Genomic DNA, 13893 nt, shown 5'->3' with positions numbered 1-13893 from the left:
GGGCACGGAGGAGACATGCATGGCCGAAACGATGGGCCAAACCGCATCAAGCACACGTAACACGAACGCCGCCATCGGCATTTTCGTGCTGGCATTGGCGCCGCAGCTTTTCGAGCTTGTGTGGTCGCTCGGCACGATCTTCGGACTGGGTACCGGCCGCGGGCCGGCACAGGTGCTGCTCGCGCATGGCGGGGCGCTACTATCCGCCGCACCCAACGCGGTGTTCGGATCGGTCGCCGCCGACGCCAAGAAGGGCTTTTCCTCGGATGTGCTGCTGGCGCTGATCTATTCCTATCCGCTATTCGCGGTTGCAATCGTCACGCTGTTCGTCAAGATCCGCGCGCCGCAGGATTATATCGGCGGCATCGTGCTGATGGCGCTTGCGCTGCTGGCGCTATGGGCTTCAAGCGACCTGCAGGGCATGCGCGGCTTCTCCTTCGGCGCCGGCACCGCTCCGCGGATGTTCGGCGTGCTGCTGGTTGCGCTCGGCGCCGGCATTGCGGTGACGGGGCTGTTCACCGACGGACCGGAACTTGCGCATTATTCCTGGCGCGGACCGCTGTTCGTAATGGCCGCAATCCTCTTTTTCGCTCTCGCGATCCGGCCACTCGGTTTGGTGGTGTCGGCGTTTGCAAGCTTCATGATCGCGGCGACCGGATCGCATGAGACGCGATGGGTCGAGGCCATCATCGTCGGCGCCTGCCTGACGCTCGCTTGCGCGCTCCTGTTCCCCTATGTGCTCGGACTGCCGATGCCGATGTTCCCGCGTTTCCTGATCCAGTGAGGGCGTGATGGTCGATCTTTTTGCTAATCTCGCCCACGGTTTTGCCGTCGCCTTCTCGCCGATCAATCTGTTGATGTGTCTGATCGGTGCGCTTGTCGGCACGCTGGTCGGCGTGTTGCCGGGCATCGGCACCATCGCCACGGTGGCGATGCTGCTCCCGATCACGTTCGGCTTGCCGCCGGTCGGCGCGCTGATCATGCTCGCGGGCATCTATTACGGCGCCCAATATGGCGGCTCGACCACCTCGATCCTGGTCAATATCCCGGGCGAGGCGACCTCGGTCGTCACTGCCCTTGACGGCCACCAGATGGCAAAACAGGGCCGCGCCGGCCCGGCGCTGGCGATCGCCGCGATCGGCTCGTTTTTCGCCGGCTGCGTCGCCACCGTCCTGATTGCCATCCTGGGAGCGCCGTTGACAAAACTCGCGCTGGCGTTCGGGCCGGCCGAATATTTCTCGCTGATGGTGCTCGGCCTGATCTTCGCGGTGGTGCTCGCAAAGGGATCGGTGCTGAAGGCGATCGCGATGATCGTGTTCGGGCTGCTGCTGTCGATGGTCGGCTCCGACATCGAGACCGGCGCGTCCCGCATGGCCTTCAACATCCCCGAGCTTGCCGACGGCCTCGGCTTCGCCACCGTGGCGATGGGCGTGTTCGGCTTCGCAGAGATCATCCGCAACCTCGACCACGGCGCCGAGATGAGCCGCGATCTGGTGCAGCAGAAGATCACCGGCCTGATGCCGACGAGAAAGGACCTCATCGACTCCGCGCCGGCGATCGGACGCGGCACGGTGCTGGGATCGATCCTCGGCATCCTGCCGGGCGGCGGCGCCGTCATTGCCTCCTTCGCCGCCTATACGCTGGAGAAGAAGCTCGCCAAGAATCCGTCGCGGTTCGGCCGCGGCGCGATCGAGGGCGTGGCGGCGCCGGAGAGCGCCAATAATGCCGCGGCGCAGACCTCCTTCATCCCGCTGCTCACGCTCGGCATCCCGCCCAACGCAGTGATGGCACTGATGGTCGGCGCGATGACCATCCACGGCATCGTGCCGGGACCGCAGGTGATGCAGAAGCAGCCGGATCTGGTCTGGGGCATGATCGCCTCGATGTGGATCGGCAATCTGATGCTGGTCATCATCAACCTGCCGCTGGTCGGCATCTGGGTGCGGCTGTTGCGCGTGCCGTACCGGCTGATGTTCCCCTCGATCGTGATCTTCTGCGCGATCGGCATCTACTCCGTGAACAACGCCCCGGTCGACGTCATCCTGGCCGGCGTGTTCGGCCTGGTCGGCTATTGGCTGATCAAGCACGATTTCGAGCCGGCGCCGCTGCTGCTCGGAATGGTGCTCGGGCCGCTGATGGAGGAGAACCTGCGCCGGGCGCTCCTGATCTCGCGCGGCGACTGGAGCGTGTTCGTCAGCCGCCCGCTGTCGGCGGTGCTGCTGGCGATCGCCGCCGGCCTGCTGGTGCTGGCGGTGTTGCCGACCCTGCGCGCCAAGCGCGACGAGGTGTTCGTGGAGTCCGAAGGCTGACGTTCGCCTGCGTCGGCGTGTCGCAGGCGGAAGTCGTATCGACTCCCCAAAGTTCGGTATGAAAAGAAATGCCGGCCGGTTGGCCGGCATTTTCTTTAACGAGCCTTCTCAGGGGGGAGTACGATGAATTGGTGTGGTCGCTCGCTTGCGAGTGCTTCTCTCGCGCTGGCAGCCTTGCTGTCGGCTGTTGTCGCGCCGGCGCGCGCGCAGGACTATCCGACACGCAGCATCACCATGATCGTGCCGTTCGCGGCTGGCGGCCCGACCGACGTCATCGCGCGCATCGTCACCGGCCATATGGCGCAAACGCTCGGCCAGAGCATCATCATCGAGAACGTGGTTGGAGCTGGCGGCACCACGGCGAGCGCACGCGCGGCGCGCGCCGCCAATGACGGCTATACGCTGATCACGGGGCACATGGGGACGCACGCGGCCTCGGTGCCGCTCTATCCCAATCTGGCCTACCATCCGGAGAAGAGCTTCGAGCCGGTGGGGCTCCTGGCCGGCACGCCGATCCTGATCTTGGCGCGCAAGGACTTTCCGCCGAAGGACCTGAAGGAATTCGTGACTTACGTGAAGGCCAACGCCGAGAAGGTCAACGCGGCGCATGCCGGCGTCGGATCGGTCTCCCACGTCTCCTGCCAACTCCTGAACTCGGTCCTCGGCATCGAGCCGGTCGGCGTGCCCTTCAACGGCACGGGCCCGGCGATGAACGCGCTGGTGGCCGGACAGGTCGACTATATGTGCGACCAGATCGTCAACGCCGTGCCGCAGATCAATGCCGGCACCATCAAGGCCTATGCGATCGCGACTCCGGAGCGGAACCCGTCGCTGCCGAATGTTCCGACCACGGCGGAGGCTGGTCTGCCGGCCTTCCAGGCCCAGGCCTGGAACGCGATCTTCGCGCCCAAGGGCACGCCGGCGCCGATCATTGCCAAATTGAACGCGGCAGCCGTCAAGGCGCTGGACGACGAGACTGTCCGCAAGCGCCTGCTCGAACTCGGCAGCGTCATCCCGCAGCCAGCCGACCGCACGCCGGAGGCGCTGGGGACGCTGGTCAACAACGAGATCAAGAAGTGGACCCCGGTGCTCAAGCCGGCCGGCTAGAGCCCCGTAACCCGGGTGGAGCGCAGCGCAACCCGGGACATCTCGCCGTCATTCCGGGGCGTCCGAAGGACGAGCCCGGAATCCATCGGGCGGCATGCGCCGGCGGCGAAATGGATTCTCTGATGTGCAATTGCACATCATAGCTCGCGCTCCGCGCGCCCCGGAATGACGGCGAGAAAAGCAAGTGGCGGAACGCAGGTTCCGCCCTTGTCGTTTAAGAATGGGCCATCATTTTTCGGGGTATAATCGCCAGGGAAGGCCGAATCGCCGTGTCGACGGCCGTTTGCGGCCGGTACATTCGCCGTTCCCGAAAGGCCCGAAGCTCACGCCATGAACCAGTATCACGACCTGCTCGAACGCATCCTCGCCGATGGCGCGGAGAAGCACGACCGTACCGGCACCGGGACGCTATCGATCTTCGGCCACCAGATGCGCTTCAACCTGTCGGCCGGCTTCCCGATGCTGACGACCAAGCGGTTGCCGCTGAAGGCGATCGTGCATGAACTGCTCTGGTTCCTGGCTGGCGACACCAACATCAAATATCTGCGCGACAACGGCGTCACCATCTGGGACGAATGGGCCGACGCCAATGGCGATCTCGGCCCGGTCTACGGTTCGCAATGGCGCTCCTGGCCGGCACCCGACGGCCGCAGCATTGATCAGATCGCGAACGTGATCGACATGATCAAGCGCAATCCGGATTCGCGCCGCCTGATCGTCAGCGCCTGGAATCCGGCCGACGTCGACAAGATGGCGCTGCCGCCCTGCCACTGCCTGTTCCAGTTCTATGTCGCAGGCGGCAAACTATCCTGCCAGCTCTACCAGCGCTCCGGCGACGTCTTCCTCGGCGTGCCCTTCAACATCGCGTCCTATGCGCTCCTCACCATGATGGTGGCGCAGGTGACGGGACTGAAGCTCGGCGATTTCGTGCACTCGCTCGGCGACACGCATCTCTATTCCAACCATATCGAGCAGGCGCGGCTGCAGCTCACGCGTCCGACCCGGCCGCTGCCGGTGATGAAGATCAATCCCGAGGTGAAGGACATCTTCGCCTTCCGCTACGAGGACTTCAAACTCGAGGGCTACGACCCGCACCCGCATATCAAAGCGGAAGTCGCGGTATGAGCGCTTAAGGATGTCGCTGACGATCCGCCGCGCGCGCGTCGATGAAGCCGGGCTCGTCCATTCGTTGGTTCGCGAGCTTGCCGAATACGAGAAGCTGCTGCACGAGGTGAAGGCCAGCGAAGCCGACATCGCCGGCGCGCTGTTCGGCGACAATCCGCGGCTCATTTGCGATATCGCGGAGTGGGACGGCGAACCTGCGGGCTTTGCCGTCTGGTTCGTCAATTTCTCCACCTTCGCTGGAAGCCACGGTATCTATCTCGAGGATCTGTTCGTCCGCCCGGCGCTGCGCGGCAAGGGCATCGGCAAGGCGCTGCTGGTGCATCTTGCCAGCGAATGCGTCGCCAACGGCTGGTCGCAATTGCAGTGGGCGGTTCTCGACTGGAACACGCCCTCGATCGAATTCTACAAATCGCTCGGCGCCGTGATGATGGACGAATGGACGCTGTGCCGCGTCACCGGTCCGGCGCTACAGGCGCTGGCGGACGGGGCGCGCTGATGGAGATCGTGCTGATCGCAGCGGTTGCCGAGAACGGCGTAATCGGGCGCGACAATGCGATCCCGTGGCGCTTGAAGAGCGACCAGCAGCGCTTCAAGGCCATCACCATGAACAGGCCGGTGGTGATGGGACGCAAGACCTTCGAGTCCCTGCGCAGGCCGCTCCCCGGCCGGACCAACATCGTGGTGACGCGCGACGCGAACTATCGCGCTCCCGGCGCGATCGTCACCCAGTCGTTCGAGGACGCCCGCGCGATCGCGCTTGGCGATGCGCTGCGGCGTTTCGCCACCGAGATCGCCGTCATCGGCGGCGCCGAGATCTACGCGCAGTGGATCGAAAGTGCCGATCGGCTCGAAATCACCGAAGTGCATGCGCGGCCGGAAGGCGATACGTATTTCGCCACAATTGACACGGCGAAATGGGAAGAAGTGGCGCGGGTGCGAAATCCGGCCGGGCCGCATGACAGCGTCGATTTTTCCTATGTGACATATCGCCGGCGGATCAAGCGTTAACCCCGCTAGCCAATGTTTGCATTGACAATTATGTCCGCAGGCATAGCTCGTTCAGCTTGGAAGCTTGCGTTGTAAGGGGCCATCCGGTCCCCTATAAAGCCGGGCGACTGACGAGGCCGGGCGTCCATCATCCATCCCGGGCTTGCCGAGGAGAAGCGTTAATGCCGTGGAAGAATCAAGGCGGGGGGCCGTGGGGCTCGGGTCCGAAGGGACCATGGGGCACCGGACCGCAATCGCCCGGACCGCGCCCGCCGGATCTTGAGGACCTCCTGCGCCGCGGCCAGGACCGCCTGCAGCAGCTCCTGCCCGGCGGTCATTTCAGCAGCATGGGGATCGCGCTTGTCGTCGTCGGCGCGCTCGCGATCTGGGGCCTGTCCGGCTTCTTCCGGGTGCAGTCGGAAGAACTCGGCGTCGTCCTGCGCTTCGGTAAGCATGTGCGCACGGTGCAGCCGGGCCTGAACTATCATTTGCCTTATCCGATTGAGACAGTGCTGCTGCCGAAGGCGCTGCGCGTCTCCACCATTTCGATAGGCATGACCCTGATCGACGACCCGGCGCGGCGCGGCCGCACCATGCGCGACGTTCCGGAAGAGAGCCTGATGCTGACCGGCGACGAGAACATCGTCGACGTCGATTTCACCGTGCTGTGGCGGATCAAGCCCGACGGCGTCGGCGACTTCCTGTTCAACATCCAGAATCCCGAGGGCACCGTGAAGGCGGTGGCGGAGAGCGCCATGCGCGAGGTGATCGGCCGGTCGCAGATCCAGCCGATCCTCACCGGCGCGCGCACCACCACCGAGCAGAACGTGCAGGAATTGATGCAGAAGACGCTCGATACCTACGGCGCCGGCGTCCTGATCACCCAGGTGCAAATGCAGAAGGTCGATCCGCCGCAGCAGGTGATCGACTCGTTCCGCGACGTGCAGGCCGCGCGGGCCGACCTCGAGCGGTTGCAGAACGAGGCACAGACCTATGCCAACCGTGTGATCCCGGAGGCGCGCGGCCGCGCTGCCCAGATCGTGCAGGCGGCCGAAGGCTACAAGGAGCAGGCGGTGGCGGAGGCCAAGGGCCAGAGTGCGCGCTTCCTGAAGGTCTATGACGAGTACAAGAAGGCCCCCGACGTGACGCGGCAACGCATTTATCTGGAGACCATGGAACGCATCCTCGGTGGCTCCGAGAAACTGGTCTATGACGGCGGCGCGTCGGGCCAGAACAGCATCGTGCCTTATTTGCCGCTGAGCGAGCTGACGCCGCGGCGTCCGTCCGCCACCACCGGTCAGCAGCAGGGCGGAGGCACGCGATGAGGTCCCCCGTCACCGGCATTGCCGCGCTGATCATTCTGCTGGTGCTGGTCATCATCGGCTACAGCTCGGTCTTCACCGTGCAGCAGACCGAGCAGGTCCTGGTGGTCCGGCTCGGCGAACCCGTCCGCGTCGTCACCGAGCCCGGCCTCAACTTCAAGGCGCCGTTCATCGATTCCGTGATCTCGATCGACAAGCGCATCCTCGACCTGGAAAACCCGTCGCAGGAAGTGATCGCCTCCGACCAGAAGCGACTGGTGGTTGACGCCTTCGCTCGCTACCGCATCAAGAACGCGCTGCGCTTCTATCAGAGCGTCGGCACGATCCAGGCGGCCAACGTGCAGTTGACGACGCTGCTCAACGCGGCGCTGCGCCGCGTGCTCGGCGAGGTCACCTTCATCAACGTCGTCCGCGACGAGCGCGAGAGGTTGATGGCGCGGATCCGCGACCAGCTCGACCACGAGGCCGACGGCTACGGCATCCAGGTCGTCGACGTCCGCATCCGCCGCGCCGACCTCCCGGAGCAGAACAGCCAGGCGGTCTACCAGCGGATGCAGACCGAGCGCCAGCGCGAGGCGGCCGAATTCCGCGCCCAGGGCGGTCAGAAGGCGCAGGAGATCCGCTCCAAGGCGGATCGTGAGGCAACCGTCATCGTCGCAGAGGCCAATTCGTCCGCGGAGCAGGTACGCGGCGAGGGCGACGCCGAGCGCAACCGGCTGTTCGCCGAAGCCTATGGCAAGGACGCGGATTTCTTCAGCTTCTACCGCTCAATGACTGCCTATGAGAACGGCCTGCGCGCCAACGACACCCGTTTCCTGTTGCGCCCGGACTCCGATTTCTTCAAATATTTCGGCAGCGCGTCCGGCCGTCAGCCGGCCCTCGGTCCGTCGGCAGCGGCCGCCGCGCCGAAGCAGCAGTAACCGCATCACGAGGGCGAAGCATCCGCTTCGCCCCTTAGCCAAGAAGAAACGCCCGGACGAGAGGTCGCCATCCGATGAGGTCCATAGCGTTCACCGACTTCCTCATCGGTGTGGGAATTCTGTTCGTGCTCGAGGGCCTGATGTTCGCGGCAAGCCCGTCCTGGATGCGGCGCGCGATGAAAAGCGCGCTGGCAACGCCGGACAATGTCTTGCGCGTGGTCGGGATCGGATCGGCGGTGGCTGGCTTGATCCTGATCTGGCTGGTGCGGCGGTAGCGGTCGCCGCGAACGCAGGCATCGTCATGCCCGGGCTTGGCCCGGGCATCCACGTTCTTGGCCGCCACAAAGAAAGCGCGTGGATGGCCGGGACAAGCCCGGGCATGACGAAAAAAATTGGCTGCCCGGAACTCGTCGGTCCAACGCGATCGTGAGCCGCAAGGCGCCGGTTTTTCGCCGAAATGGTTGTCTCAAATGCTTGCGCGGCCACCCCGTTCGGGCGCACTGTGGCGCTATATTATACTTCCTGGAGAGAAGCTGACATGACCGGTGCCAGACCCGCCTTGAGCCGTCGCCTGCGCCTGATGGGAGCCGCGATCGCCATCGGCGCCGCCGGCATGTTTGCCTCGGTGCCAGCGGCCTTCGCGCGAGGACCCGACGGCATTGCCGACGTTGCCGAAAAGGTGATCGATGCGGTCGTGAACATCTCGACGTCGCAGACGGTGGAGGCCAAGGGCGGCGGCGCCATGCCGCAACTGCCGCCGGGCTCGCCCTTCGAGGAGTTCTTCGACGACTTCTTCAAGAACCGCCGTGGTCCCGGTGGCGGCAAGGGCGGCGACAAGAATGGCGAGTTTCAGCCGCGCAAGACCAACTCGCTCGGCTCCGGCTTCATCGTCGACACCGCAGGCATCGTGGTGACCAACAACCACGTGATTGCCGATGCCGACGAGATCAACATCATCATGAACGACGGCACCAAGGTGAAGGCGGAGCTGGTCGGCGTCGACAAGAAGACGGATCTTGCCGTCCTGAAGTTCAAGCCGCCGAAGCCGCTGACCGCGGTGAAGTTCGGCGATTCCGACAAGCTCAGGCTCGGCGAATGGGTGATCGCGATCGGTAACCCCTTCAGCCTCGGCGGCTCGGTGACCGCCGGCATCGTGTCGGCGCGCAATCGCGACATCAGCCAGGGTCCCTATGATAGCTACATCCAGACCGACGCCGCCATCAACCGCGGCAATTCGGGCGGACCGCTGTTCAACCTCGAAGGCGAAGTGGTCGGCGTCAACACGCTGATCATCTCACCGACCGGCGGCTCGATCGGCCTCGGCTTTGCCGTGCCGTCGAAGACGGTCGCTGCCGTCGTAGATCAACTGCAGAAATTTGGCGAGCTGCGCCGCGGCTGGCTCGGCGTGCGAATCCAGCAGGTCACCGACGAGATCGCCGACAGCCTCAACATCAAGCCGGCGCGTGGTGCGCTGGTTGCCGGCGTCGACGACAAGGGGCCGGCGAAACCCGCGGGCATCGAGCCTGGCGACGTCGTGGTCAAGTTCGACGGTAAGGATGTCAAGGATCCCAAGGATCTCTCGCGCGTCGTCGCCGACACCGCCGTCGGCAAGGAAGTCGACGTTGTCGTCATCCGCAAGGGCAATGAGGAGACCAAGCGCGTCACGCTCGGCCGGCTCGAGGACACCGACAAGGTGCAGCAGGCCAACGCCAAGACCAAGGATGAGCCGGCGGAGAAGCCGGTGACGCAGAAGGCGCTCGGGCTCGATCTTGCGGCGCTGAACAAGGATCTCCGCACCAAGTACAAGATCAAGGACAGCGTGAAGGGCGTGATCATCACCGGCGTCGATGGCTCCTCCGATGCCGCCGAAAAGCGCCTGTCCGCCGGCGACGTCATCGTCGAGGTCGCGCAGGAAGCGGTCGCCAACGCCGCCGACATCAAGAAGCGCGTCGACCAGTTGAAGAAGGACGGCAAGAAGTCGGTCCTCCTGCTCGTCTCCAACGGCGACGGCGAACTGCGCTTCGTGGCGCTGAGCGTGCAGTAGCGCTCGTCATTGCCGGGCTTGACCCGGCAATCCATCGCCTTCTTTCAAGTGGATGGATGCCCGGGTCAAGCCCGGGCATGACGGTCAAGGAGCCTACCCCTCCACGAATTCATCCCGCCGATAGCCCTGTGCGTAGAGCAGCGCGGTGAGGTCGCCGTAGTCGATCCGCGCCGCCGCGGCGGCTGCGACCGCGGGCTTGGCGTGGTAGGCGACGCCGAGGCCGGCGGCCTCGATCATGCCGAGGTCGTTGGCCCCGTCGCCGACGGCCAGCGTGTCGATGGCATCGAGGTCGAAGGCCTCGCGCAGCTCGATCAGCGTGGCGAGCTTGGCGGCGCGGCCGACGATCGGCTCCTTCACTTCGCCCACGAGCTTGCCGCCTTGCGCGATCAGCTCGTTGGCGCGGTTCTCCTGGAAGCCGATCTTGGCGGCGATGGCGCTCGTGAACAGCGTGAAGCCGCCCGAGATCAGGCAGGTCCAGGCGCCATTGGCGCGCATGGTCATCACCAGTTCGCGGCCGCCCGGCGTCGGCGTGATGCGCTTCTCCAGGACCTCGTCGACCACGCTGACCGGCAGGTCCTTCAATAGCGCGACGCGCTCGCGCAGCGCCGGCTCGAAGGCGATCTCGCCGCGCATCGCGCGTTCGGTGATTTTTGAGACGTGCTCCTTCATCCCGGCGAAATCGGCGAGCTCGTCGACGCACTCCTGGCCGATCATGGTGGAATCCATGTCGGCGAGAAAAAGCTTCTTGCGCCTGAAGGCGCGAGGCTGCACCACAATATCGATCGGCAGGTCGCCGCGCGCCTCTTGCAGGCGGGCTTCGATCGCCTTGATATCCTCGCTGCCGTCAAAGGGGATGTCGATGGCGACTTCGTCGAACAGCCACTCTGCCGCGCCGGGCGACGGCAGGACGGCCAGCGCGCCGTCGACAATGGTGGAATCGAGCGCCGGATTGGCGGGATTGCAGATGAGGGTGGCGACGAGCGACATGGCGGCGACTTCGAAAGCTGGGACAAGAGCGGTGCTTATCGCAGGGCCGACCGCCAGCGGCAAGTCGGCGCTGGCGCTCGAGCTTGCGCAAAGGGCTCGCGGCGTCGTGATCAACACTGACTCGATGCAGGTCTATCGCGACCTGCGCATCATCACGGCGCGGCCGACGGTGGAGGAGGAGGCGATGGCTCCGCACCGGCTCTACGGCCATGTCGACGCAGCTACGAATTTCTCCGCCGGGGCCTGGGTCGCGGATGCCGCGAAGGTGCTTTCCGAGGTGCGCGCCGAGAACCGGCTGCCGATCTTCATCGGCGGATCGGGCCTGTATTTCAAGGCGCTCACCCGCGGGCTGTCGGCGGTGCCGCCGATCGCTGCCGAGGTGCGCGAGGTTGTGCGCGAGCGGCTCGAGCGTGACGGCGTCGAGGCGCTGCATGCGGAACTTTCCCGGCGCGATCCCGCCTATGCCGAGCGCCTGAAGCCGCGGGACCGCACCCGCATCGCCCGCGCGCTCGAAGTCGTAGAGGCGACCGGCCGCTCGCTGACCGATTGGCATCGCGACGGCCTGCCGCCGCTATTGCCGCCGGGCGAGTTCTCCGCGCTGTTCCTCGCGCCCGAGCGCGACAAGCTCTATGCCCGGATCGATGCCCGGTTCGAGGCGATGCTGAACGCTGGCGCGCTGGACGAGGTCGCAAAGCTCGCGGCGCGCGATCTCGATCCCTTGCTGCCGGCGATGAAGGCCCACGGCGTGCCGGCCGTGATCCGGCACCTCAAGGGCGAGATCAGCCGCGAGGAGGCATGCGAGATCGGCCGCGCCGACACCCGCCATTACGCCAAGCGCCAATTCACCTGGTTCCGCCACCAATTGCCGGAATTCGAATGGGTGGCGCCGGAAGCGGCGAGGGGATGGGTGGACAGCGTCGTTCCAGGGCGCAACTGAAAGGAGCGAACCTCGAGATTCCGGGTTCGCGCTGCGCGCACCCGCGTTGTGGGGCCAATCTCGCATGGCTGGGAACAACAATTTCACACTCGCCGAACGCCAGGAACCCCGCTACATTGCGAAAAGTCGCGCTGAACGCGTCCCTGCCTTGACATTCGGGCATTGGTCGGTATGGTCGCGCAACCTTTGGGAAGCCTGAGCCGGTCCATGCGTAACATTATTACCAAACTCATCGTCGTCGTACCCAGGCACACCGCCGGGGATGGCTAGCTGCCATCTGACAGACAGGCGGTGTGCATGGGGCCTCTCGGGCCCTTTTTTATTTCCCAAATGAAAGACCTAACGCCGCGCAAGAAACCGCGCATCCGGAGCCAGCCATGAAAGACAAGAGCCACGATCCGAACCAGATGACGGGAGCCGCGATGATCGTCCGCGCGCTGATCGATCATGGCGTGCAGCACCTTTTCGGCTATCCCGGCGGCGCGGTGCTGCCGATCTACGACGAGATCTTCCAGCAGAGCGAGGTCGAGCACATCCTGGTGCGGCACGAGCAGGGCGCCGGCCACGCGGCCGAGGGCTATGCGCGCTCGACCGGCAAGCCCGGCGTCGTGCTCGTGACCTCCGGCCCCGGCGCCACCAACATGGTGACGGCGCTCACCGACGCGCTGATGGATTCGATTCCACTGGTCTGCATCACCGGCCAGGTGCCGACGCATCTGATCGGTAACGACGCGTTCCAGGAATGCGACACGGTCGGCATCACGCGCCCCTGCACCAAACACAATTGGCTGGTGCGCAACGTCAACGACCTCGCAAAGGTCCTGCATGAGGCGTTCTACGTGGCGACCTCCGGCCGTCCGGGCCCGGTCGTGGTCGACGTGCCGAAGGACGTGCAGTTCGCGGTCGGCACCTATCATCCGCCGCGCAAATCCGACGTTCACATCTCCTACGCGCCGCGCGTCAAAGGCGATGCGGCCCAGATCCGGAAAGCCGTGGCACTGCTCGCGTCCGCCAGGCGGCCGGTGATCTATTCGGGCGGCGGCGTCATCAATTCCGGCCCTGAGGCCTCCAAGCTGCTGCGCGATCTCGTCGAGTTCACCGGCTTCCCGATCACCTCGACCTTGATGGGCCTCGGCGCCTATCCGGCCTCGGGCAAGAACTGGCTCGGCATGCTCGGCATGCACGGCACCTACGAGGCCAACATGACCATGCATGATTGCGACGTCATGCTGTGCGTCGGCGCGCGCTTCGACGACCGCATCACCGGCCGCACCGACGCGTTCTCGCCGGGCTCGAAGAAGATCCACATCGACATCGATCCATCCTCGATCAACAAGAACATCCGCGTCGACGTGCCGATCATCGGCGATTGCGGCAACGTGCTCGGCGACCTCTTGCAGGTGTTCAAGGCCGAAGCGAAGCGGCCGGACATCAAGGCGTGGTGGCAGCAGATCGCGCAATGGCGCGCGCGCAACTCGCTGTCCTACCGCAAGAACAACGATATCATCCTGCCGCAATATGCGATCCAGCGCCTGTTCGAGCTGACGCGCGGCAAGGACACCTACATCACGACCGAAGTCGGCCAGCACCAGATGTGGGCGGCGCAGTTCTACGGCTTCGAGGAGCCGCACCGCTGGATGACCTCCGGCGGTCTCGGCACCATGGGCTATGGCCTGCCGGCCGCGGTCGGCGTGCAGGTGGCGCATCCCGACAGCCTCGTCATCGATATCGCAGGCGACGCCTCGGTGCAGATGACGATCCAGGAGATGTCGACGGCGGTCCAGTACGAGCTGCCGATCAAGATCTTCATCCTGAACAACCAGTACATGGGCATGGTGCGGCAGTGGCAGCAGCTTCTGCACGGCAACCGCCTGTCGCATTCCTATACCGAGGCGCTGCCTGACTTCGTCAAGCTCGCGGAGGCCTATGGCGGCGTCGGCCTGCAGGTGATCAAGCCGGCCGATCTCGACGGCGCGATCAAGGAGATGATCGCGATCAAGCGCCCGGTGCTGTTCGACTGCCGCGTCGCCGCGCTCGAGAATTGCTTCCCGATGATCCCCTCCGGCAAGGCGCACAACGAGATGTTGTTGCCGGAGGAGGCGACCGACGAGGCAACCGCGACCGCCTTCGCCGGCGGCAAGGCACTGGTGTGAGA

The 13893-nt window shown here is 65.0% G+C and carries 13 protein-coding genes; 12 read left to right on the top strand and 1 reads right to left on the bottom strand.

All coding sequences use genetic code 11. The annotated features are described in order from the left end of the window. Window positions 1–19: 19 nt before the first annotated feature. From ACZXDY_RS05880 to ACZXDY_RS05835, 10 genes are all read left to right on the top strand, one after another. Window positions 20–784, top strand: a complete 765-nt coding sequence (locus ACZXDY_RS05880; protein WP_464344834.1) for a tripartite tricarboxylate transporter TctB family protein — start codon at window positions 20–22, stop codon at window positions 782–784. 7 nt (window positions 785–791) lie between these two features. Then, window positions 792–2309 carry a tripartite tricarboxylate transporter permease gene (locus tag ACZXDY_RS05875; RefSeq protein WP_028161791.1) on the top strand — a complete coding sequence of 506 codons (1518 nt, stop codon included), beginning with the start codon at window positions 792–794 and terminating at the stop codon, window positions 2307–2309. Between the two features lie 123 nt (window positions 2310–2432). Further along, window positions 2433–3416: a tripartite tricarboxylate transporter substrate binding protein BugD gene (locus tag ACZXDY_RS05870; RefSeq protein WP_028161792.1), complete on the top strand. Its 984-nt coding sequence runs from the start codon at window positions 2433–2435 to the stop codon at window positions 3414–3416. Between the two features lie 330 nt (window positions 3417–3746). Continuing rightward, window positions 3747–4541 carry a thymidylate synthase gene (locus ACZXDY_RS05865; RefSeq protein ID WP_028161793.1) on the top strand — a complete coding sequence of 265 codons (795 nt, stop codon included), beginning with the start codon at window positions 3747–3749 and terminating at the stop codon, window positions 4539–4541. 10 nt (window positions 4542–4551) lie between these two features. Continuing rightward, the gene (locus ACZXDY_RS05860) at window positions 4552–5037 is read left to right on the top strand and encodes a GNAT family N-acetyltransferase (protein ID WP_028161794.1); all 486 of its coding nucleotides are present in this window, start codon (window positions 4552–4554) and stop codon (window positions 5035–5037) included. Then, window positions 5037–5549, top strand: a complete 513-nt coding sequence (locus ACZXDY_RS05855; RefSeq protein ID WP_464344833.1) for a dihydrofolate reductase — start codon at window positions 5037–5039, stop codon at window positions 5547–5549. Before ACZXDY_RS05860 ends, ACZXDY_RS05855 begins: the two co-directional genes overlap by 1 nt. A 161-nt stretch (window positions 5550–5710) precedes the next feature. Then, complete coding sequence (gene hflK / locus ACZXDY_RS05850) at window positions 5711–6853, top strand: FtsH protease activity modulator HflK (protein WP_028161796.1); 1143 nt, start codon at window positions 5711–5713, stop codon at window positions 6851–6853. Then, a complete protein-coding gene (hflC, locus tag ACZXDY_RS05845) occupies window positions 6850–7770 on the top strand; it encodes a protease modulator HflC (protein ID WP_464344832.1) in 921 nt (306 codons plus the stop codon). The genes hflK and hflC overlap by 4 nt, the downstream gene beginning before the upstream one ends. A gap of 74 nt (window positions 7771–7844) precedes the next feature. Beyond that, window positions 7845–8045: a DUF2065 domain-containing protein gene (locus ACZXDY_RS05840; RefSeq protein ID WP_028161798.1), complete on the top strand. Its 201-nt coding sequence runs from the start codon at window positions 7845–7847 to the stop codon at window positions 8043–8045. 263 nt (window positions 8046–8308) lie between these two features. After that, entirely contained in the window at window positions 8309–9814 is a 1506-nt protein-coding gene (locus ACZXDY_RS05835) for a Do family serine endopeptidase (RefSeq protein ID WP_028161799.1), read from the top strand. Window positions 9815–9907: 93 nt separating this feature from the next. On the opposite strand, the gene serB is transcribed toward ACZXDY_RS05835, so the two are convergent. Next, window positions 9908–10801: a phosphoserine phosphatase SerB gene (gene serB / locus ACZXDY_RS05830; protein WP_464344831.1), complete on the bottom strand. Its 894-nt coding sequence runs from the start codon at window positions 10799–10801 to the stop codon at window positions 9908–9910. Here serB and miaA point away from each other — a divergent pair. Beyond that, a complete protein-coding gene (miaA, locus tag ACZXDY_RS05825) occupies window positions 10800–11738 on the top strand; it encodes a tRNA (adenosine(37)-N6)-dimethylallyltransferase MiaA (protein WP_464344901.1) in 939 nt (312 codons plus the stop codon). The genes serB and miaA overlap by 2 nt on opposite strands. 377 nt (window positions 11739–12115) lie before the next feature. Then, window positions 12116–13891, top strand: coding sequence for an acetolactate synthase 3 large subunit (locus ACZXDY_RS05820; RefSeq protein ID WP_464344830.1), 1776 nt, complete (start codon window positions 12116–12118; stop codon window positions 13889–13891). Window positions 13892–13893 lie beyond the last annotated feature (2 nt).

The organism is Bradyrhizobium sp. LeoB3, assembly GCF_055456055.1.
The sequence above is the reverse complement of the archived record's forward strand: the minus strand, read 5'-3'. Positions and strand labels throughout refer to the sequence as shown.